The sequence below is a fragment of the Mycobacterium sp. genome (genome assembly GCF_032159565.1).
Taxonomy (GTDB): Bacteria; Actinomycetota; Actinomycetes; order Mycobacteriales; family Mycobacteriaceae; genus Mycobacterium.
The window spans coordinates 1-21,093 of record NZ_JAVHWR010000021.1 but is presented as its reverse complement, the minus strand read 5'-3'; the positions used below and the strand labels follow the sequence as shown (position 1 = coordinate 21,093).

Below are 21,093 nucleotides of genomic sequence, written 5' to 3'. Positions count from 1 at the left end.
TGAACATGAGCCGCTACGTTGTCGAGGATCCCGGCGTACCCGGCACCCAGGACGTCACCTTCGCAGTGTCTATGGTCAACGGCGTCGAAACCGGCCGACGGCTGACGGCTCACGACATCGTGACACCTGGCCGGCCCTCGGTGCTGCGGATCGGGGCCAAGCCGGGCACCATGGTGCCGCCCGTGAGCAACGGCGCGACGTGGGATGCGCTGGCCGCCTGTGAGGCCGGAGGCAACTGGGCCATCAACACCGGCAACGGCTTCTACGGCGGCGTGCAGTTCGACCAAAACACCTGGAAACGCCACGGCGGACTGCGGTACGCGCCGCGCGCCGACCTGGCCACCCGGGAAGAGCAACTCGCGATCGCCGAGGTCACTCGGGCACGGCAGGGCTGGGGCGCCTGGCCGGTATGCAGCGTCAAAGTGAGGGCGAAGTGATGATCAGCTCGTGCTACGTAACACCGGGATGCATAACGCCGTCGGCGGTTGAAGGGATCACACGGCAGTGAAGTATGCACACCACGTGGACCGAACTCGTGCCCTACCAACCTCGGGTGAAGATACGCTCATCACACCCAAGGTCTAACCGAATGGTGCAGGGCCAACCCGCCGTGCTGATCGGCTGATGGTACGGCGGGGAACGGGGATGAACACGTGCGCCAACCAACCGCCGGACTCGCCCTCGCCAGCGTCTGCCTTCTCACCGTCGGATGCAGCAGCGGCAGCAACCAAGGCACCGAAACATCGACCACCACGTCGACGACCACCACGACCACTGCGCCTCCTCTTCCCGACACCGCGTTGCCGGGGTTGCTGCTCGGCCCCGAGCAGGTCAACGCCGCCATGGGGGCAACCGAAATGGCGGTCACGAAAACGCACTTCGCGATGTCTGACGACAGCGCCACGATGGAGCCCAGGGAGTGCCTCGCCATCGACGGGTCGGCGCAGGCCGTGGCCTATGCCGACAGCGGTTACACGGCCGAGCGAGATCAGACATTGCAAGAGGGCGATAACTTCACTCACTATGTCCAGCAGGCAGTGGTGTTGTTTCCCTCCGCCAAACAGGCAGTCGCGTTCTTTTCCGCCTCTGCCCAACAGTGGCCGGCCTGCCACCACTACACCCACCCCCAGTCCGGCTCGCTGTGGGACGTCGGGCCGATATCCAACGCGGACGGCACATTGAGCACCATTGCAACTCAGCAGAACGCCAACGACCCCGGGTGGGCCTGTGGGCGAGCACTGGTGCAACGAAACAACGTCCTTGTCGACGTCAACACATGCAGCGCCAACCCCGCGGACTCGGCGCTCAACATCGCCAACCAGATCGCCGCCAAAGTGCCCACTTGATGTGCCACCGGCACCGCACTACCGTCGGATGAGTTCAGTCCGCTTAGTGAAAAAAGCTGGTATACAACATATTACGTTGGCGCCACATGGGCGGCAATCAACAGATCGGCCATGCTTCAGACCTCGCCGGTCACGATTTCCGCAACCTGCCAGATGCTGAGGCCGTCAACGTCATCGCATCCGACGCCGTCGCTCCCCGAAACCGTATTACTCACCGGCGGCACCGATTTTCGCACCTTCGAGTACGTCGACAGGTGCGCCTCCACATCGGACCCCACCACAACGATTGAGGGCCGGTCTCACGACCATGCCGGCGGCGGCCGGTGGCAACGAAGGTCCGACTTCTACGAACCTCACGCTGGGTCTGGGCTTGATTCGAGGGGCCATCGTAGGCTAGATAACTTCGCCACAGAATTGCCCGAGAACTTCCTTTCGTGGGCGGATCGGCGGTGACCGGCGACCTCGAGGGCCGTCGCCAGAGCAGGGAGCAGATTCATGGGGGGCAACACCAGAAAATCGCGCTTCATACGGGTCTGGACGTGCCTGGAAGGCGGTCGTTAGTGGTGACTTCTGCCGTGACTTCACACTTGCGGATCGGATGGCTTCGGATTCAGATTGTCGGCGCCATCGCTGGCGTCGCGTTACTTGTCGGCGCGTGCAGCGCGGGACCGTCGACGAGCCCACCATCGTCGGAAAGCTCGATCGCTGGGTCTACGCCGCTCAATCAGATGACTCTGCGCATGCGGGTCTCCTCGATGGCCAGGGACATGCTCGTGCCCGCGGCGGTCGCGTTAGTGCGCTCACCCGCCGGTGAGATCAGCACGACGTATGGCACTACCACGGTGGGTGGCACAAGTCCGGTCTCCATTGCCGATCACGTCCGGATTGGATCGATCACCAAGACGTGGACGGGCACCGTCATTCTGCAGCAGGCCCAGGAGGGCAAGCTCAGCCTCGATGATCCGGTGTCGAAGTTCCGTCCCGATGTGCCAAACGGTGATCACATCACCATCGCCGAGTTGTTGAACATGCGCAGCGGCCTCTATAACTACACCGAAACCCGCGAACTGAACGAGAAGGGCGACAGCAATCCTCAGAAAGTGTGGAGCCCCGACGAATTGCTCGCTCTGGCTTTCAGCCATCCACCCTACTTTTCACCGGGAACGGGCTACCACTACTCGAACACCAACACGGTTTTGCTCGGGCTCATCGCCGAAAGGCTTGATGCGAAGCCGCTGTCGCGGGTGTTTCAGGATCGGTTGTTCGCCCCGCTCGGGCTCAGCGACACGTTGTTTCCGCCCACCACCTCGAACGCCATTCCGGACCCCCATCCCAACGGTTACATGTATGGCACCAACGTGCTGACCATGGGCACACCAGCGGCGGTCCCGCCCGACATGCAGGCGGCAGCAAAGGCGGGCACGCTACAGCCCGGTGATCAGACATCCCTGAACCCGTCGTGGGCCTGGGCGGCCGGCGCCGGCATCTCCACCGTGGCCGATCTGGCGACCTGGGTTGAGGCGTTGGCCGACGGGAAACTGCTCGATCCCGACATGCAAGCCAAGCGGATGGCCAGCCTGCAATCAACGAATCCGGCAGACCCCGATGCGCCACAGTACGGGCTGGGCATCGCGAAATACGGTGCGTTGTATGGGCATACCGGAGAGGTTCCGGGCTTCAATACCTTCGCCGGAACCGACCCCGAACACAAAGTGACGATCGTGGTCTGGGTCAACCTCGAGCCCACCGCGGATGGTCGGGCCGCGGCCACGCTCATCGCCAAAGACCTGATCGAACAGATGTAAAGTCCCGCGCCGCTCAACCTGTGGTCAGGGTCGGCCGCCTTCGCAGCACACCACGACGTATCGTGCCACTAACGAGCCGGTTGTCGGCTTCGAACATGCGCTGCTGAGCCGCAACCTGTTTGGCGGTAGAAGATCTGAGCCATTTCACGTCCCGCCGAGCCGCTTGTCGTAATCCTGGAAGTTGCAGCTTGGACCCCACTCAGTGGGCTAGGCCGGCGACCAAGTTCACCGCTGCCGCGAGGATGATGGCCCCGAGGAGATACGACAGCAGACCGTGGCGTAAGGCCGTCCCTCGAATCGTGCGGGTTTTGAGATCGGTGTCTGACACCTGATAGGTCATGCCGATCGTGAAGGCTAGGTATGCGAAGTCGGCGTACGCCGGCGCTTCGGATTGATTGAAATTGATGCCGCCCGCTGAATCGGCGTAGTAAAGCAACGCATAGCGCAGGGTGAAGATCGTATGCACCATTAGCCACGCCGCCGCGACGCTGCCGACACCTACCAGGGCGGCGATATCGGCTTCCACTCCCTGTGAGTGGCCCGCGGCGAAGAGGTAGGCGACCCCGAGGAGGCTCGCCACGCTAGCGCTAAGAATGAACATGTCGGTGGCCACCCGGGTCGGATCTTCGCGGGTGGCGTGAGACCCCGTCCGTGCCGGGCTCATCGTCGCGATCACCGCCCACGTCCAGATGAGGAACACGACCGCGGCGGCGATCCAGCCGCACGCCGGCGCATAGCTCCACTCCATGGAAACGCCGATGCAGATCGCCACGGCGAGGCCGCACGCTGCCGCCACGGCAGCACGCGCCGCGATGGGGCCGTCGCGGCCCAGCGTGCTCACGTAGCTGAGTGTCGCATCGTCTCGTCTAATCCAACCTGCAACACGACAAGTGGGTGTCATGTAAGTGATGTGATTCGTCGGGCGGCTGCGGACTTCGTACGTGGTGGGTACTTGATACGTCGGTGCCGGCGAGTGGACGGCGATCGCGCAAGCACAATCACGCGTTTGTCGCCCGGGAACAACCCTGTGGGACTGCAAATCGCCGGTTATCGGGGGCCCGACGATCTACTGTCAACAGGTGCGCACCCGACGTCGCGACGACGACGTCGACGTGAGTCGCTACGTCGCCGAGACCGCCGACCGGCTGCATGACCGGCTGGCGGCGGTGTCGTCTGGCATTCGAGGTCTGTTGGAGGATGATATCCCCGAGCTGCGGGGCGATGCGCGGATCGTGGAGTTGCTCGGCGCCAGCATCGAGGGAAACGTCGAAACCCTTCTGCACGCACTGCGCTACGACATCCCGGTGGAGAGGGTGGAGCCGCCGACGGCGGCGCTGGAGTATGCCCGCCGGCTCGCCCAACACGGCGTCCCGGTGAACGCGCTGGTCCGTGCCTATCGTCTCGGTCAGCGCCAGGTCAACGAGATCGTTTTCGCCGAGGTTCGGGCAATCGATATCCCTGAATCGCTGAGGTACACCGTCATCGAGGCGATCACCCGCACCCTGTTCGAATACATCGACTGGATCTCGCAGCAGGTCGTCGCGGTGTATGAAGACGAGCGGGAACGCTGGCTGGAGAATCAGAACAGCCTTCGAGCCGTGCGAGTTCGAGAGGTACTGGCCGCGAATAAGGCCGTCGACGCGGATGCGTCGAGCACATCGATCCGCTATCCACTGCGATGGCACCATCTGGCGGTGATCATGTGGTGCCTTGACGAGGGCACCGAAGGCGACGAACTTGCCTCGCTGCAGCGGTTTGTCCGGGAACTCGCGCAATCCGCAGGGGCCGACGCAAACCCATTGTTCGTCGCGGCCGACCGGATGTGCGGGTACGGATGGCTGCCGTTTCGTGCGGAACCGTCGGACGCCGCCGCCAGAGTGTGCGCCCACGCCCAGAAGCAGGGGAATGGCCCCAGTTTGGCGATCGGGACGATAGCGGGCGGCGTCGAGGGATTCCGCCGGTCGCACCGCGAAGCACAAGGAGCGCGCGGCGTCGCGATGGTGAGCGGTCGGCACGAACGCGTGGTGATTTCCGCCAGCGACCCCGGCCTGTCCATCGCTTCGCTCCTCGGTGACGATGTGGGCTACACCCGCGAATGGGTTGACGACGTGCTCGGGGATCTGGCCGCCGATAGCGAGAATGACGAGCGATTGCGTGAGACGCTGCGGATATTCTTGGGCTGCGGCAGCAGTTACAAAATGGCGGCCGAGGAACTCGCCATGCACTTCAACACGGTGAAGTACCGCGTCGGGCGCGCCGAAGTCCGGCGCGGTCGGCCGATCGCAGAGGATCGGCTCGCTGTTGAGCTCGCGTTGTTGTTGTGCCATTGGTATGGCGGCGCCGTCCTGAGGCAGGGCTGGCGATAGCAGGATCGCCGGAGACAACGGCAACGGCGAACTTCGTCCTCCGGGAACAATCGCCACGGGGCGGTTGAGCCTAATCTTTCCGCGCATGCAGAACAATGCGGTCCAACAACAGGTCGCGAAGGTCGCAACCGCGCTTTACCGGCGAACCGATGAGCTCGCGCCCACGCTTGCCCGTGCGATCACTCGGGAAGTGCGGCTCTACCAGACGACGAGGCCGGTGGCCTTCGAGGTCATCGTCGGCGGATGCTCCGCGAACATGCAGCCGATCTTCACGGCGATCGCGAACGATTCGGCGTTCGACCCAACCGCCGCGGCGGAGCTGGGTATTCAGCGTGCCGGGGATGGGGTGCCGCTCACGTCGTTGCTGGAGGCATACCGGGTCGGATTCCGTGGCGTATGGAACGCGGTAGTGGCGGAGTCCGCGATCCACAACCATGTCAACGGCGAAGCCTTGGGCGTGCTGACCGCGAAAGTATCTGCCGCCCAGGATATTTACACCGACGCGATGGCGACCGCATACCGAGCCGAGCAGGCGCGCCGGGTGCTCAGCGAGGAGTCAGAGCGCTCCGTCCTCATCGACTCGGTGCTGCGCGGACGGCTGTTCGAACAATGGAGCGTTTGGGAAGCGGCCGACTACCTCCGGCTGCCTACCGAGGGACCTTATGTCGTCGTCGCCGCCGAAATCGCCGAGACTGGGATGCAGGCCCTGCCGGAAGTCGAATCGAAGCTGCGCAGCTTGGATGTGTTCTCCGCCTGGCGGATTCTTCCGGATTTGCAGGTCGGGATCGTGCATGTCAAGACTGACAAACAGCTCGCGAGTGTGCTGGCGCTCGTGTCCCGGATGGCGACGACGCGGGTCGGGGTGAGCTCCTGCTTCGACGACCTGCGCGAGACGGCACAAGCGCTTCGATACGCCAGGATTACCCTGCGTGGCAGGCCGGACCCGGAACGGCATGTCACACAGTTCGACGGCTCGATAATCGCCACTGCCGCAGTCAGCGCCCCAGAGGTGATGGTCAAACTGGTGACGCCAACGATCGAGTGCTTCGCCGAACTGGCTCAGCATGAGCGTGACATTCTCTTCGACACATTCAGGGTGTGGTTGGAGAACGACGGATCGCTCCGGGTGGCGGGCGAAGTGCTGTTCTGCCATCCCAACACCGTGCGATACCGGTTGCATCGCATTGAGCAACGTACTGGCCGGTCACTGTCACGGCCGCGCGATGTCGCCGAATTCTCCCTGGCGATGGAAGTTCATCGCCGTCTCATGTGGCAGACGCAGGGCGATGAGCATCGGCTGCCGGTTCCATGAGGCGTTTGTGCAGTTCGGCTGTGAGTCTGTGGATTTCCCGAGTGAGCTCGGTGTTGGTCTTGAGTTCCAGTTCCTGCTCCTGGAAGTCGTGATCGGCCTTAGTTTGTTGGAATGCCGCCTGTCGATTCTGGCCGATCATCACGAAGGTCGACAAGAAGATTGCCTCGAGCGAGACCACCAGGGTCAATGTCGGCCACGGACTGCGTTCGAAAAACAACATCCACACCGCGAACAACGCCGCATGGATGAAGACGAAGCTCATGGATCCGGCGAATGCCGTGATCTGATCGGCCACTCGCAGTTGGAAACTCGCGTTGCGTTTGTGCGCCTCGTCGATCACCACCGGGTGGTGTATTTCGGTGCCCTTCAGAAGCCGACGCGGTACGAGCCGGCTGACTTCGGTGCGTACTGAACTCATCACACCGGGCGATTCACGACGCGTGCTGTCCGTCGAGGGCAGAAACGCTATGGCCGACCTTGCGCACGGCGAAGGCGGAGGCGATCTGACCGACACCGTGAATCAGCGCCCCGGCAGCGACCCATGACACCAGCACGGTCACCGACACGTTCCACGAGCCGGCGGCCCAGAAACCGATCGCCAACTCCGCCAGGCCGACGAGTAGTAGTACCCACCACCCGGGTGCCCTGGTCGCCGCGAATGCCATTGCGATGTCGAAGCATCCACGGAAAACGAAATAGAAGCTCATGACGGCGGCAAGGCCGACGAACGTGTCGCTGGGCCGGATGAACGCAATGACACCGACCACGACGAACAGCGCCGCAAGAATCCAGTGCAGGATGCGCCAACCGGTGGTTGAAACGGCGCCGACCATTACTTCATTCGCTGCCGCCAGGAAACTGAAGAAGCCGAAAAGAGTGGCGATCGTCGCCACCGTGGCGTAGTCGAATCGCAGGATCACCACTGCGATCACGATCCATGCAATGCCGGCGACGAGTAGTAACCACCAGTTCTTCGTGCTGGATACGACGTTATCGAGGACGGGATGAAACGGACCTGATCGTGTCGTCGGGGTCTGACGGGTTTCGGTCATTCTCACTCCCAAAGTGATTCCGGTGTCAACGATTCACGCGGGGACACCCGCGCGGGCCAGCGGTATTCATTGTTGCCCCGTCTGCAGACTGTTCGATTGTTTGTGGTTACAACATCACCGAGGCCGCGGTGTTCGGCGCAACAACGACAGGGCGGCGTGCAGTCGAGACGATTGAGCTACCACCCAAGCGGGACGGATGGAGCCGCAATGTCGAATCTCGCTCTCAATCTCGTTGCTAGTTCCGCGCGTATCCCCGATCGGATCGCGGCGATCACCGACGAAAGCACGATGACGTACACGGAACTGGACGCCGCGTCGGCGCGTCTGGCAACTCTGCTCGACCGCGAGGGGATAGGCGCGGGAGATCGGGTCGGCGTGATGCTGCCGAACATCGCCGCAGCACCGATCACGTGCTACGGCATCTGGCGGCTCGGTGCCGTCGTGGTGCCGATGAATCCGCTCATGCAGGGCCGCGAAGTGCAATTTTACCTGTCGAACACCGACTCAAAGGTGCTGATCGGGAGCTCAGGGTTCGCCGGCGCTGCGACCGAGGGTGCCGACGCCGCAGGCGCGAAGCTGTGGCTCGTCGATGACGCCGAACTGTCCCGGTTGACCGTCGACTTGCCCGAGTTCGGTGATCCCGCCGAACGCGCCGACTCAGAGACTGCGGTGGTGCTGCACACGTCGGGAACCACCGGCACGCCGAAGGGCGCCGAGCTGACGCACGGAAGCCTTGGCTCGAACCAGGACGTCATCGTGCGACGCCTGTTGAAGCTGACCGATGAGGACGTCGTGCTGGCTTGCTTGCCGCTGTTCCATGTGTTCGGGATGACGTGCGCAATGAACGCCGCGATCGCCGCAGGCGCCGGACTTTCGCTGATGGCGCGCTTCGACCCGGCCAAGGCGATCGAACGAATCGGCCGCGACCACGTCACGGTGCTGGCGGCCGTGCCCACCATGTACAGCGCGCTGTTGTCTGTTGCCGATGCGTTCCCGCCGGACGCGACGGCGACACTGCGCACGTGCGTGTCCGGCGGCGCGGCGCTGCCCGTCGCGGTTCTCAACGCTTTCGAGAAGACCTTCCACGCGGTGATCCTGGAGGGCTACGGCCTCTCCGAGACATCGCCGGCCGTGACGTTCAATCACCCGGACGCGCAACGCCGCCCGGGCTCGATCGGCACCCCGATCGAGGGAGTCCAGGTACGCCTTGTCGATTCGGACGGCGATGAGGTGGCGCCCGGCACGCAGGGTGAGATTCAGATCAAGGGCCCTAACGTGATGAAGGGGTATTGGAATTTGTCCGATGCCACCGACGAGGTGATCAAGGACGGCTGGTTTTCCTCGGGCGATATCGCTATTGCGGACAAGGACGGGTACTACTACGTCGTCGACCGGAAGAAAGACCTGATCATTCGCGGCGGCTACAACGTGTACCCGCGAGAGGTCGAAGAGGCGCTGCACGAGCATCCGGCCGTGGCCGCGGCTGCGGTCATCGGCATTCCCCACGAGTCACTGGGCGAGGAAATCGGCGCTGCGGTGGCTCTGAAGGAAGGCGCGTCGGTCGAACTGGACGAAGTGCGGCAATTCGTCAAGGGCCGGGTGGCGGCGTACAAGTACCCTCGCCGCATCTGGTTCGTCGACGCGCTCCCGACCGGCCCGACGGGCAAGCTTTTGCGCCGTGAAGTGAAACCGCCACCCGAGGAGGCATAACACGTGGTAGCCACCACGAAAGCAGGTGCCGACGAACTTGCGGCACCGCTGGATCTGCTGTTGACGAGTTCGGCTGTCGGCATCGCGGATCGGCTGATGCCCAACGTGGCGTGGAGCCGATTTGCGCTCAACCTCGCCAAGCAGCCCCGCACAGTGGCGTCGCGCGCAGCGTCGCTCGGTAGGGAATTGATGTCGATTGCCGAGGGCCGCTCGGAGCTGGCCCCTGCGAAGGGCGACAAGAGATTCGCGGATCCGGCATGGCGGGGCAATCCGCTGCTCCACCGCACGATGCAGGCCTATCTGGCGACGAACAGCACTATGGACCAACTTTTTTCGGACGCAGATCTCGACTGGCGCGACGCCGAGCGTATCCGATTCGTGTTGGATTTCCTCGCCGAAGGGCTCGCACCGAGCAACAACCCAATCCTGAGCCCGCTGGGGTGGAAGGCGCTCATCGACACCGGCGGACTCAGCGCTGTGCGAGGCCTGCGGCACTTCGTCGATGACATGATGTCGGCGCCACGGGTTCCGTCGATGGTGGATCCCGATGCGTTTTCGTTGGGCCAGGATGTCGCCGTCACACCCGGCTCGGTGGTCTTCCGATGCGAGGAATTCGAGCTGATCCAGTATGCCCCGCAGACCGAAAAGGTCTTGTCGGCGCCGCTGCTGATGGTGCCACCGGTGATCAACAAGTTCTACATCATGGATATCGCGCCTGGCCGCAGCATGATCGAATACTTCGTCCGGCAGGGTGTACAGGTGTTCGCGATCTCCTGGCGGAATCCAGCTGCGGAAAACCGGAATTGGGGATTCGACACATATGGCCGGGCGATCCTGAACGCCTTGGAGGCCGTCGAGAAGATCACCCAGACAGCCCGTACCCATCTGCAGGCTTCCTGTTCGGGTGGGATCCTCGCCGCGATGACCGCGGCTCATCTCGACTCGAGCGGGGAAGGTCAACGCCTGGCAAGCCTGACGCTGATGGTCACGGTTCTCGATCAGAGGAAGGCCGGTTTCGCCTCGGCCGCCCTCGATGAGGAAGCCGCCAACATCGCCGTCGCGTTGTCGGCGCGAAAGGGCTATCTGGACGGCCGGTCACTGGCGGAGGTCTTCGCGTGGCTGCGGCCGACAGACCTGGTGTGGCGCTATTGGGTGAACAACTACGTCCAGGGAAAGTCGCCTGCCCCCTTCGACGTCCTGTACTGGAATGCCGACACCACACGGATGGCCGCTGCGCTGCACCGGGACATGGTGATGACGGGTCTGCACAATTCGCTCGCCACACCGGGCGCCGCGAGCATGCTGGGTATGCCAGTGGACCTCAGCCAATTGACCACGGACGCTTATGTTGTCGCGGGGATCGCCGACCATATATCGCCGTGGCAAGCGTGCTACCGCAGTGCCCGCCTGCTGGGAATCAAGGACCTGCGCTTCGTGCTGTCCTCCAGCGGACACATCGCCTCCCTGGTGAATCCGCCGGGCAACCCGCGTGCGAGCTATCGGCTCGGCGGCGTTGATGAGCCAGATCCCGAGTTTTGGCTGGAGTCCGCCGAGCAGCACACGGATTCATGGTGGCCGGACTTCGTCGCATGGCTCGGCGAGCGCAGCGGCGAGAAGAAGGATGCACCGGCGGCGCTGGGCGGCGCGGGGATGGCGCCGCTGGAGCCGGCCCCGGGCACCTACGTGCTCGAGCGCTGACCAACGAGGGAGTCTGTATGACAACCGTTTTAGAAGAACCGGCCGATCTGCTCAAGCTGGTCGGACAGCGACTCGGCACCACCGAGTGGATGAAGGTTACCCAGCGGCAAGTCGACCAGTTCGCCGAGGCCACCGGCGATCGTCAGTGGATCCATACCGACCCAGTGCGCGCGGCGAAGGGTCCCTTCAGGGGCACCATCGCGCACGGCTATCTCACGCTCTCACTCGCCGCCGCCGTCATCTCGCAGGTGTTGGAGATCCGCGAGCAGACGGCTGCGTTGAACTACGGGCTCAACAGGGTGCGCTTTCCGTCGCCCGTCAGGGTGGGCACCCGGATCCGCGCCGCAGTCACGGTGATGAGTGCCCAGCAGAAGACATCAGGCGTGGAGTCGGTGTTCACGCTGACATACGAGATCGACGGCGAAGACTGCCCTGCATGTGTTGCCGATGTCATCGTCCTGTACCCATGACGGCCGCGGCTGCGGCGGGATTGAGCGTGGAAAGGCTGATACCGGTGCTCGGCCAGCAGATCCGAGTGAATGTGCGCAGGGGCAGAGGCGTGCCGCTGGTGTTGTGTAATGGCATAGGAGCCGGCCTGGAAGTGCTCGATCCGCTCGTGGAGCGTTTGCATCCCGATACGACCGTGGTGCGTTTCGACGTCCCCGGGAGCGGCGGATCGCCGAATTCCCGGCTACCGTACGCATTTCCGTACTTGGCAGCCGCCCTCGGCCGGCTGCTTACGGAGCTTGGATTCGACGGCAGGGTGGACGCCCTCGGGTTTTCGTGGGGCGGTGCGCTGGCTCAGCAGTTCGCGTTTCAGAACCCGCGTCGCTGCCGACGGCTGATCCTGGTGTCCACCGGCACAGGTGCTGTCATGGTGCCTGGGGGGCCGGCGGTGCTGGCGAAGATGCTGACCCCGCGCCGGTTCTTGGATCACGATTACGCTTCCGTCATCGCCGGTGCGCTCTACGGCGGCACCGTGCGCACTGATCCGACCGCCGTCAAGCAGTTGTTCGACCGCCGGCTGATGGCCGGTTCGCGAGTGGGCTACCTTCATCAGTTGCTTGCCGGAGCGGTGTGGACCAGCCTGTTCGCCTTGCCGCTGATCCGGCAACAGACGTTGATCGTCGCCGGGCTTGACGACCCGATCATCCCTGTGGTGAACGCCAAGGTCATGGCGCGGTTGCTACCGCATGCGACGCTGCACCTGCATGCCGGTGGCCACGTCGACATGATCACCAACGCCGCTGAATTGGCGCCGGTGATCGAGAGTTTCAGACATCAACCGGACTGAGGGAGCACCCGATGGGCACCGCGACCATTACCGACAGCGCCGATTTCTACGGATTGGAGTCGCTGCTCGACGACGACGAGCATGACTTCTTGCACCGTGTACGCGACTTCATGAAATCTGAGGTCGCGCCGAGCATCAATCAGCATTGGCAGCGGGGGAGCTTTCCGTTCGAGATCGTGCCCGGCTTTCGGCAACTCGGGCTGGCTGGACTGCCGTATCAAGGATTCGAATGTCCAGGAAAGTCGTTCCTTCTCGACGGCATGGTGGCGATGGAACTCGCCCGTACCGACTCGTCGATCGCGACGTTCGCGGGTGTGCACGGCGGTTTGTCGATGGGTTCTGTCTACCTGTGCGGTAGCGAGGATCAGAAGCAGCGATATCTGCCCAGCATGGCTCGATTCGACAAGATCGGAGCGTTCGGGCTGACCGAACCCGACGTCGGTTCGGGCGCCTCGGGTGGGCTGACGACGACGGCTCGACGGGACGGCGACTCGTGGATCCTTAACGGGCAGAAGAAGTGGATCGGCAACGCCACCTTCGGCGACCTCACGGTGATCTGGGCCAAAGACGTCACCGACGGCCAGGTCAAGGGGTTCGTCGTGGCCAACGACAGCGCTGGGTTCTCGACCACCAAGCTGGAAGACAAGATCGCGCTGCGCATCGTGCAGAACGCCGTCATCACCCTTGACGATGTCAGGGTGTCCGAGGATGACCGACTGGCGAACGCGAACTCGTTCCGTGACACCGCCGAAGTGCTGCGCATGACCCGCGCGGGTGTGGCCTGGATGGCCGTCGGCTGTGCACGCGGGGCCTATGAGAACGCTTTGGCGTACGCGATATCCCGTGAACAGTTCGGCAGGCCGATCGCTGGTTTCCAGTTGGTGCAGGACCTGCTGGTACGGATGCTGGGAAACATCACATCGTCGTGGGCGCTGTGCGCCAGGCTGTCGCAGTTGCAGGACGAGGGACATGCAGAGGACCGGCACTCGTCGCTGGCGAAGGCTTGGTGCACGGTGCGAATGCGGGAAACCGTTGGATATGCACGGGAAATATTGGGCGGCAATGGAATTCTGTTGGAACACAACGTCGGACGCTTCGTCGCCGACGCCGAAGCCATCTACTCCTACGAGGGCACCCGCGAGATGAATACGCTCATCGTCGGGCGTGCCATCACCGGGCTAAGCGCGTTCGTGTAAGTGGAAGGGAGACATAGAATGACCGAGCCGGTCGAGCGGATTCGGCAGATCCTTGAACGCCATCAGCCATACGGTGAGTCGGGCCACGCGCGTCATGTCGCCGAGGACATCGTCGCGCAGCTGGGACTGCAACGGGAGAACGCACACGACAAAATGCGATATGCCAGTGCGTGGTTCGACGACGAGTTGACGAAAGTCGAAGGCGCGGAATGATGGTCCTCAGAGGTCAGGTTCGGCGCAAGTCGACCTGAATCGACACCGTCAAGCGCGGTTCGTGGGCCGTCGGCGTGATCACGCTCCATGCCGCGGCGGCCGCTCGCGCGTACATCATGTCAAGTACCGCGTAATTGGCTTCTCTTAAGCGGCGAGCGCGAAATGTCGGGCTCCGTGCGTCAGCGTCTCACCAATGAGGTCATCGCGCTGCGCCGCAGCCATCAGGTTTTCCGGAGGTCACAATGTCTTTTATCTCGTGGAGCCTGGCGGCTTAGCCATGGAGTCGCGCTGCGTGCTCATGATGCTCAGCCGCGTACGTCATGGAGCTTGCTCAATGTAGACATGCATGCCCTTCATTGTGCACAGGGCCGCGATCTTTCAAGACATTGGCTGCTACCGGAACCGCGACGGTAAACCCGATGGGAGGCGCGATTAAGTCATTTTCTTTCGACGAACCTGAAGCGTCAGATTAGGCGCGAGCCCGGAAGGCAGGCCTGGACGGCGTTGTTGGCAGGCACCGCATTGCGACAGAGATGTTGTGTCACAACACATCGCAATTGTTTATGGCCGAGCGCACTCTTGACTCATTCTCGCCGGAGAGGGGTTGGCGAGACTACATCAACCGATGCTTAGGAGTTCCAATGAGCGAGACTCGTCAGGACACGTCGACACCGGCTGGGACAGTAGGTCGTTTCTTTGCCGACGCCGTGTCCAAGACCCGCTTCTGGTGGCTGCTGCTGATCACCGGCGCCGCTTGGATCGTCCTTTCCATCGTGATCCTGCGCTTCAACTACACCGCCGTCGCGGCGGTGGCCGTGCTGTTCGGGGTGTACTGCCTGGTTGCGGCGCTCAATGAGGTCATGATCGGCGCGGTGTCCTCATCCGCCGGCTGGCGCATCGCGCACGGGCTGCTGGCGGCGCTGCTGGTGGTGGTGGGTGTGGTTTCCTTGGCGAACCTCGGCGCCACCTTCGTCACGCTGGCCGCCATCATCAGCTTCTACTTCATCTTCCGCGGTTGCTTCGACATCGCCATGGCTTTCGCAGGCAGCGCCGTGCCCGGATGGTGGGTGCTGTTGATTTGCGGACTCATCGAGCTGGGGTTGGGGTTCTGGGCGGCAGGGTCATGGAACGTCTCCGTGGTTGTTTTAGTGGCGTGGGTTGCCGCCGGAGCCCTCGTGCACGGCATCGGCGAAATCGCGCTGGCCTTCCAGCTTCACCGAGGACGCAGCGGCCTCACCGCCGTGGAAGGGTTGGCCGATCGCCTCAGGGTCACCAATAACCATCCCGCACCCGACGCAACCGTCCACGTCCGGGACTGACCCGGTTCGACGAGGGAGCGGTCATGCAAAGCGTCGAATATGTCCCGGGCGAGCATTGCACTTTCCGCGGACCCTCACCGACAGGGGTCATCTCGCTCGCGCAGATCTTGGCGGCCCGGCCCCAATGCGGCGGGTGCGCCAATCACAAGGGTCGATGACATCATCGTGTGCTGGGGAAGACGGCAATGAGCACCTGCCGGTCACCGGGGTTCTTGTCACGACGCGCGGCCGGTTGCGGTCGTACAACAGGGTGATTCGGTATGGAGTCAGTCGGAGGAACAGACATGAGCGACACTATCGGGCACGACGGCCCGAGTGAAACCGGCGACGACGGCCCGGTCGTCATCACCGTCAATGGCCGGCGTATGTGGGTTAAGGATAGCGGCACGGTCGCGGTGTTGCTGGAGTCGCTCGGCTACCCCGCCCGCGGGGTCGCCGTGGCGTTGAACCGAGCGGTGCTACCGCGATCCGCCTGGCAGACGAAACTTTCCGACGGCGCCCGGCTCCAAGTGCTAACAGCAGTGCAGGCTGAGTCCAAGCCCACAATCGTGGGCCGGGAGCTCGCCGCGGCTGATCAATGGATAGCCGACGACTGAACGGTGCCAGACGCCATCAAGTTAGTCCGCGCCGAATGTGTCCTGCCGATCCCTTCGTTTGGTTGAGCACTGGCTAATGCGTCGTGACAGCCGCGCGCAGCCACAGCCGTCGCCCGGGACCCCAGATGTCGTCGTTGTACTTCGTGACAACGTCAAACACCGACCGCTGTGCAAGAGCACAACCGGAGCTGCACCTGTCGGTCTTAGGCTTGCGGCAAGAAGGCGCGCTGCTACCAGCTGGTGTCACACTCGGAACGGATTGCTCATGACCGCACAACAATCCATTCACATCGACGTAGAGACTCGCGGACTCGCATCGACGTTAGCCGACCGCGTCGATGAGCTGGCGCAAGATGTCGCCTCCGCGGTGAGAGCCGAAGTCGGCTTCTACAAAAGCACCCGTGCGGTGACCGACGACGACTTGCTGGACAGTTGCACCGAGAACCTCCGGTTCGCGTTGAAAAGTCTCGAAGACGGCGTGGCTTTCGACACGTCGCCCGCAGTCGCCACAGGTTGCAGACGGGCCGCGGCCGGCATCCCACTGCCGGCAGTGATGGATGCCTACCGCGTGGCCTCATACCGTCTCTGGGACGCCGTCGTGGACGTCGCCACAGAGAAACGCGGCGTCAGCAGGGACATGGTGATCCAGGCGACGAGGCGGATCTGGCGCTTTCAGAACCTCTACACCGACGCGATGGCGAGCGCCTATCGACAGCAGAACATGCACCAGGTCTTGGACGACGAGGCCGAACGGGCCGCGCTGACCGAAGCACTCCTGGACGGGCGCACCATCACCGACTACAGCGTGTGGGAAGTCGCCCAGCTGCTGCGCTTGCCGCTTTCGGGGCCGTATGTTGTCATTGCGGCCGAGTGCCCGGCTTTGGGTAAACAGGCGCTCCCTGGAATCAGCGCCAAGCTGCGCGCCGTCGACATCTTCTCCGCGTGGCGCCTGCTGCCCGACATTCAGGTCGGCATCGCCCACGTCCCATCCAGCGGCACCCGTGACACGATGTTCGAACTCATCGAAAGACAAACCGCCAAACGGGTAGGGGTCAGCCCGCAGTTCCATGAGTTAACCAACACCGCGCAAGCACTCCGTTACGCCCGCGTCGCAATGAACGCCCGCAGCGGCAACAACGGCGGTGTGACCGTGTTCGACAACTCTGTGCTCGCTGTTGCCGCCGTCAGCTCACCCGAGGTTACGAAGAAGGTGGCAGCGGTCATCCTGGAGCAATTCGACGACCTGACAAGCGAAGAAAAAGATGTCCTCTTCGACACCTTCAGGGCGTGGATTGCCAATAAGGGCTCGGTCAACAATGCCGCCGCCCACCTGCATGTTCACCCGAACACTGTCCGGCACCGTCTGCACCGCATCGAGCGGTACGCCGGCAGGTCGCTCGCGGTGCCCGATGAACTCGCCGAAATATGCCTGGCGTTCGAGGTCCGCGAAAACATGCCTGCACCATAGGGTCTCGGTACACAGTTCCTGGCACTGAAAGCGGTGCGTGAGAAGGCGGTTCGTCCTCTTGGCCCCACAAGACCCATCCCAGAGCTCCGCGTGGGCATCCGTCACCGTGACATAGCGGCCCGGCCAAGCAGTCCTCGATCCGTCGACGCCGACAGGCGCTGCAAGCCCCCAACGAAGCCCCACCGCCGATACCCGGACCGACGCCGCTGGGCACGTTGGCGACATAGCGCTGTGTCGAGACCGGGCCAAAGGCGCCGTTCGGCTGCGTGTCGCGGGCCTCGGGATCGACTGATGCGACGTCGAATTCGAGCCGTTCGACCAGCCTGATCGGCTTCGCACCCCGCTCAAAGTGGTTGGCGTACAGCCCGCCGTCGTCGTGCATCGGTGGATTGTCGTTGCTCCACTTTCCGGCCTCGGTGACGAAATCGGGGCCGTTCACAGAACTTCGAGCGGGCGCGGCCGGGTAGGCGGCGGGAACGCTCGGTCGAGGTCACGGAGGTCGTTGCGGGTCAGCTCGATGTCTCGGGCGGCAGCGTTTTGCCGAACGTGAGAAAGAGTTCCGGCGCGTAGGATAGCGGCGACCCCGTCGTGTTGAAGCACCCACGCCAGCGCGATCTGTGCCGGAGTGGCGTCGTGTCGCTGCGCAATCGGTTGCAGCGCTGGGTGTTCGAGCAGCCGGCCCTGCTCGATTGGCGAGTAGGCCATGGCCGGTATCCCATGTTGGGCCAGCCACGGTAGCAGCGCATACTCCGGGCCGCGGCGGGTCAGGTTATAGAGGATCTGATTCGTCTGGACGTCATCACCACCCGGGACGCCTGACAGTTCGATCATGTCGTCGATATCGAAATTGCTCACGCCCCAATAGCGAATCATCCCCTGTAACTTCAAATCGGCGAAGCCTTCGATTGTCTCGACCAGCGGGATGCGACCCCGCCAGTGCAGAAGGTAGAGATCAACGTAGTCAACCCCGAGCCTGCCCAGGCTTGCCTCGCACGCGCGAAAGGTGCCCTCCCGGGTTGCGTGGTGCGGGAGCACCTTGTCGACAAGAAATACGTCGCTGCGGCGTCCGGCGATCGCCTCGCCGACCAAGGCTTCCGCCGCGCCGTTGCTGTACATCTCGGCGGTGTCGATCACCGTCATTCCCAAGTCGATACCGAGCCGGATCGAGGCGACCTCCTCGGTCCGCCGCGCCGGGCTTTCGGCAAAGTGCCAGGTCCCCTGGCCGAGGGCGGCGATCTTCTCGCCGGAGCGCAACGGTATAGAGCGAGCTGGGGTCATTCTTCAGCCGCCTTTCGAACGTCCCAGTTGAACGGGAAGACCACCGCTCTGCCGGATTCACCTAATTCTGCAGGCGGCATCAGGCACCGCACTTCGACCCGACAGTGCACAACTGTGCGACGCATGTGGATCTTGCGGGCCCAAGTGCCAGCCGGTAGGGGTCTGGCCGCAATCGAGGCACTGCACGAGAGTCTTGAGCAAAAGCGCTGGTCAGTGACGGCGCAGTCGCAGCGCACACCACCAGCACCCGGTAATGCCCGGCAATGCACGCAGAGTGGGCGCGTAACGCCAAATACCCTTGGCCAAGCCAATTTTCCTGGTCGATACCGAGATTTCCACGAACACTGTATCGAGCTCATTCGCCACGACCGTCCGGATCGCGGCTGTTGCCGCCCGAGCCGGCGATGGTCCGGTAGGCGGCGTGGGTGGTGGATCGGCTTAGCGAGGGCAGCCAGCTCGAGAATGTCGTCCGGACCACCGGTATGGCGGCCCGGCTGGCGCGGAGGTGCCGGCTACAACATGCATCGCTCTTCTCGGTAGTCAGGACCCGTTCGTCCTGATAGGCCCATGGGCGGAGGTCCGGTTGCGCCTCGGTGTCGGAGTTGTGGGGCCGCCGCCGGACCTAGCGTGAGGCGGAGATGCATATCAGTTTCCGCCTATGCAGAGGAGAACAGCCATGGTGACCGTCGGATTGCTCGTTCGTATGCTGGCCAAGCCAACCAAAGAGAATGAGGTTGCCCAGTTCCTCGAGGACACACTGGAAATGGTTCGAGACGAGCCGTCGACCACCGCCTGGTTCGGAGTCCGGTTCAGCGTGCTCGAGTTCGGCATCTTCGGTGTCTTCCCCGACGAAGAGGGTCGGCGCGCACACCTGACTGGTCGGGTCGCACAGGCGCTCAAGGAGAACGAGTACCTGTTCGAGGAGACGCCGTCGATCGAGACGGCCGACGTGCTGGCCGCGCAATTGCCAGGCGGCTGACGTCAGCCCGCCACGCGCTCGACAGCGGCCACGATCAGATCCGGCCGGGCCGGAATCGGTATGCCCTGAACAAAGACGCTGGGTGTGCCGCCGATGCCGCGCGCGAGCGCACGCTCAGTCACAAAGCTGGGCCAGGGAAGGTATCTGCCCTCCTGGATCTCACTGGCGAACGAGGGATCCGTGACGCCGATGGTCTGTCCTAAAGCGATGAGCTGGTCATCTGTCAGGCCCGGACCGCCCTCGGGCGGCTGATATTCGATTAGTGCGTGGGCGTACTCGTGGAATCGTCGTGCGTCCGACGCCGCTGCGGCCGCGGCGGCTGCACGGGTCGAATAGTGAGTCGTCGATGCGTTGTCCAGGAAGTTCATCGGGTGACGGATGAACCGAATCATCTGCCGGTCCAGCAGCAGGTTGATGGCGTCGGCGGAAGCCAACTCGAATTGTTTGCAGAAGGGACATTGGAAGTCGATATAGGCGTCTACGTCGACCGGGCCGGTGCCGACGGCAATGCCGGTCTTGTCGTCGGTGGCACCGCGCGGGACTGGTATTTCGAGGGTCCGGTTCTGAGTCATGGCCGCCATGCTGCCCGCCGCCGACCGGCGTGGCTTCGGCCCAGCGGCGCAAGCCGTCCGACGTCGGTTCGGCATCGTGGGACGGGGATCGCCGGCGCAGAACATCCGGTTTCGTCCGACCGCAATCTATTGCGTCAACCGAAGCACCGCGCGATTCCGCGCAATCTCAGGGCGCGATCTGCAGAGGTCCGCGGCCGTCGGGCAAGGATCACGATGAGCAGCGCTGCACAACAGCATGTTCGGCGCTCGCGATCGAAACCATAGCGCGATTGGCGGCGGGGCAAACCGCCGCAGAGGAAAACTGCCTTGCCGGGTGAGTACGACTGCAATTAAGTCGTGCCGCGGGGCCGAGGTGTCAGGCTGCTCAGTCCAGCAAGCTGGTTCCAGACGCGGCCGTGCGGGCCAACCATCACGACGCAGTGTCGCCGTTTCGAGCAGCTCGGCAGACGGCGAGGTCCGAGACCTTGGTTGCTCAGGCGGTGCGGCGACCGCCGGCGGACACGTCGACTGGGCATTGGGACCGGGTCATCCCGCGACATCGGTTGGCTTTTTGCCGAGCGCAGAAGGGAGGCCGATTGGTGGCGATGCATGACGTGCTGTTGTTCGTCGCCGGCAGCGCGCCACCGGATCTTCTGCCTGCCCGTCAACAGATGGCGGTGACCCTGGGCTTTCACATCGTCCTGGCCAGCTTCGGGCTGGCTTTTCCCGCTTTGATCTTCGTTGTGCATTGGCGCGGAGCGATCCGCGGCGACTCCCTCGCTTTGGAGATCGCTCATCGATGGGCGAAGGTCGCCGGCGTGCTGTTCGCAATCGGCGCGGTGTCCGGCACGGTGCTGAGCTTCGAAATGGGCTTGCTGTGGCCGGGACTGATGGGCCGCTTCGGCGACGT

Annotated in this window: 20 protein-coding genes and 1 pseudogene; 16 read left to right on the top strand and 5 right to left on the bottom strand. The window is 63.3% G+C overall.

Features of this window, described 5'->3' with window-relative positions; genetic code table 11:
* From QOC76_RS02655 to QOC76_RS02645, 3 genes are all read left to right on the top strand, one after another.
* Positions 1-437, top strand: a 437-nt coding sequence (locus QOC76_RS02655) for a transglycosylase family protein (RefSeq protein ID WP_526353882.1), incomplete at its 5' end; no start/stop codon positions are given.
* Between the two features lie 216 nt (positions 438-653).
* A complete protein-coding gene (locus QOC76_RS02650) occupies positions 654-1,346 on the top strand; it encodes a sensor domain-containing protein (RefSeq protein ID WP_526353880.1) in 693 nt (230 codons plus the stop codon).
* Positions 1,347-1,795: 449 nt separating this feature from the next.
* A complete protein-coding gene (locus tag QOC76_RS02645; protein ID WP_526353878.1) occupies positions 1,796-3,151 on the top strand; it encodes a serine hydrolase domain-containing protein in 1,356 nt (451 codons plus the stop codon).
* A gap of 199 nt (positions 3,152-3,350) precedes the next feature.
* On the opposite strand, the gene QOC76_RS02640 is transcribed toward QOC76_RS02645, so the two are convergent.
* Entirely contained in the window at positions 3,351-3,992 is a 642-nt protein-coding gene (locus tag QOC76_RS02640; RefSeq protein ID WP_526353876.1) for a DUF1345 domain-containing protein, read from the bottom strand.
* A gap of 238 nt (positions 3,993-4,230) precedes the next feature.
* Between QOC76_RS02640 and QOC76_RS02635 the strand changes: the two genes are divergently transcribed.
* Together QOC76_RS02635 and QOC76_RS02630 are read left to right on the top strand one after the other, a co-directional pair.
* Entirely contained in the window at positions 4,231-5,517 is a 1,287-nt protein-coding gene (locus QOC76_RS02635; RefSeq protein ID WP_526353874.1) for a PucR family transcriptional regulator, read from the top strand.
* Between the two features lie 85 nt (positions 5,518-5,602).
* Positions 5,603-6,829, top strand: coding sequence for a PucR family transcriptional regulator (locus QOC76_RS02630; protein WP_526353872.1), 1,227 nt, complete (start codon positions 5,603-5,605; stop codon positions 6,827-6,829).
* On the opposite strand, the gene QOC76_RS02625 is transcribed toward QOC76_RS02630, so the two are convergent.
* Both QOC76_RS02625 and QOC76_RS02620 read right to left on the bottom strand, forming a co-directional pair.
* A complete protein-coding gene (locus QOC76_RS02625) occupies positions 6,783-7,169 on the bottom strand; it encodes a DUF1003 domain-containing protein (RefSeq protein WP_526353870.1) in 387 nt (128 codons plus the stop codon). The two genes, QOC76_RS02630 and QOC76_RS02625, sit on opposite strands and share 47 nt — an antisense overlap.
* Positions 7,170-7,260: 91 nt before the next feature.
* Entirely contained in the window at positions 7,261-7,881 is a 621-nt protein-coding gene (locus QOC76_RS02620) for an HdeD family acid-resistance protein (RefSeq protein ID WP_526353868.1), read from the bottom strand.
* 207 nt (positions 7,882-8,088) lie between these two features.
* Here QOC76_RS02620 and QOC76_RS02615 point away from each other — a divergent pair, with 207 nt between their 5' ends.
* From QOC76_RS02615 to QOC76_RS02575, 9 genes and pseudogenes are all read left to right on the top strand, one after another.
* The gene (locus QOC76_RS02615; RefSeq protein ID WP_526353866.1) at positions 8,089-9,591 is read left to right on the top strand and encodes a long-chain-fatty-acid--CoA ligase; all 1,503 of its coding nucleotides are present in this window, start codon (positions 8,089-8,091) and stop codon (positions 9,589-9,591) included.
* 3 nt (positions 9,592-9,594) lie between these two features.
* A complete protein-coding gene (locus QOC76_RS02610; protein ID WP_526353863.1) occupies positions 9,595-11,289 on the top strand; it encodes a PHA/PHB synthase family protein in 1,695 nt (564 codons plus the stop codon).
* Between the two features lie 17 nt (positions 11,290-11,306).
* Positions 11,307-11,759 (top strand): MaoC family dehydratase, encoded by a 453-nt coding sequence (locus QOC76_RS02605; RefSeq protein WP_526353861.1) that lies wholly within the window; start codon positions 11,307-11,309, stop codon positions 11,757-11,759.
* Positions 11,756-12,583 (top strand): alpha/beta fold hydrolase, encoded by an 828-nt coding sequence (locus tag QOC76_RS02600; RefSeq protein ID WP_526353859.1) that lies wholly within the window; start codon positions 11,756-11,758, stop codon positions 12,581-12,583. Before QOC76_RS02605 ends, QOC76_RS02600 begins: the two co-directional genes overlap by 4 nt.
* A gap of 11 nt (positions 12,584-12,594) precedes the next feature.
* Positions 12,595-13,779 carry an acyl-CoA dehydrogenase family protein gene (locus QOC76_RS02595; protein ID WP_526353857.1) on the top strand — a complete coding sequence of 395 codons (1,185 nt, stop codon included), beginning with the start codon at positions 12,595-12,597 and terminating at the stop codon, positions 13,777-13,779.
* Between the two features lie 18 nt (positions 13,780-13,797).
* Complete coding sequence (locus tag QOC76_RS02590; protein ID WP_526353855.1) at positions 13,798-13,992, top strand: hypothetical protein; 195 nt, start codon at positions 13,798-13,800, stop codon at positions 13,990-13,992.
* Positions 13,993-14,633: 641 nt separating this feature from the next.
* The gene (locus tag QOC76_RS02585) at positions 14,634-15,311 is read left to right on the top strand and encodes an HdeD family acid-resistance protein (RefSeq protein WP_526353853.1); all 678 of its coding nucleotides are present in this window, start codon (positions 14,634-14,636) and stop codon (positions 15,309-15,311) included.
* Between the two features lie 344 nt (positions 15,312-15,655).
* A pseudogene (thiS, locus tag QOC76_RS02580) lies at positions 15,656-15,838 on the top strand (sulfur carrier protein ThiS); the annotation flags it as partial.
* 334 nt (positions 15,839-16,172) lie between these two features.
* Positions 16,173-17,375, top strand: coding sequence for a PucR family transcriptional regulator (locus tag QOC76_RS02575; protein ID WP_526353851.1), 1,203 nt, complete (start codon positions 16,173-16,175; stop codon positions 17,373-17,375).
* A 435-nt stretch (positions 17,376-17,810) separates the two neighbouring features.
* Here the strand turns inward: QOC76_RS02575 and QOC76_RS02570 are convergent, their stop codons facing one another.
* Entirely contained in the window at positions 17,811-18,629 is an 819-nt protein-coding gene (locus QOC76_RS02570) for an aldo/keto reductase (protein WP_526353849.1), read from the bottom strand.
* A 700-nt stretch (positions 18,630-19,329) separates the two neighbouring features.
* Here QOC76_RS02570 and QOC76_RS02565 point away from each other — a divergent pair.
* A complete protein-coding gene (locus tag QOC76_RS02565) occupies positions 19,330-19,632 on the top strand; it encodes a putative quinol monooxygenase (RefSeq protein WP_526353847.1) in 303 nt (100 codons plus the stop codon).
* Between the two features lie 2 nt (positions 19,633-19,634).
* On the opposite strand, the gene QOC76_RS02560 is transcribed toward QOC76_RS02565, so the two are convergent.
* Entirely contained in the window at positions 19,635-20,204 is a 570-nt protein-coding gene (locus QOC76_RS02560) for a DsbA family protein (protein ID WP_526353845.1), read from the bottom strand.
* Positions 20,205-20,788: 584 nt separating this feature from the next.
* On the opposite strand from QOC76_RS02560, the gene QOC76_RS02555 reads away from it, so the two are divergent.
* Positions 20,789-21,093 (top strand): cytochrome ubiquinol oxidase subunit I (locus tag QOC76_RS02555; RefSeq protein WP_526353884.1); only part of this gene is annotated, 305 nt, incomplete at its 3' end.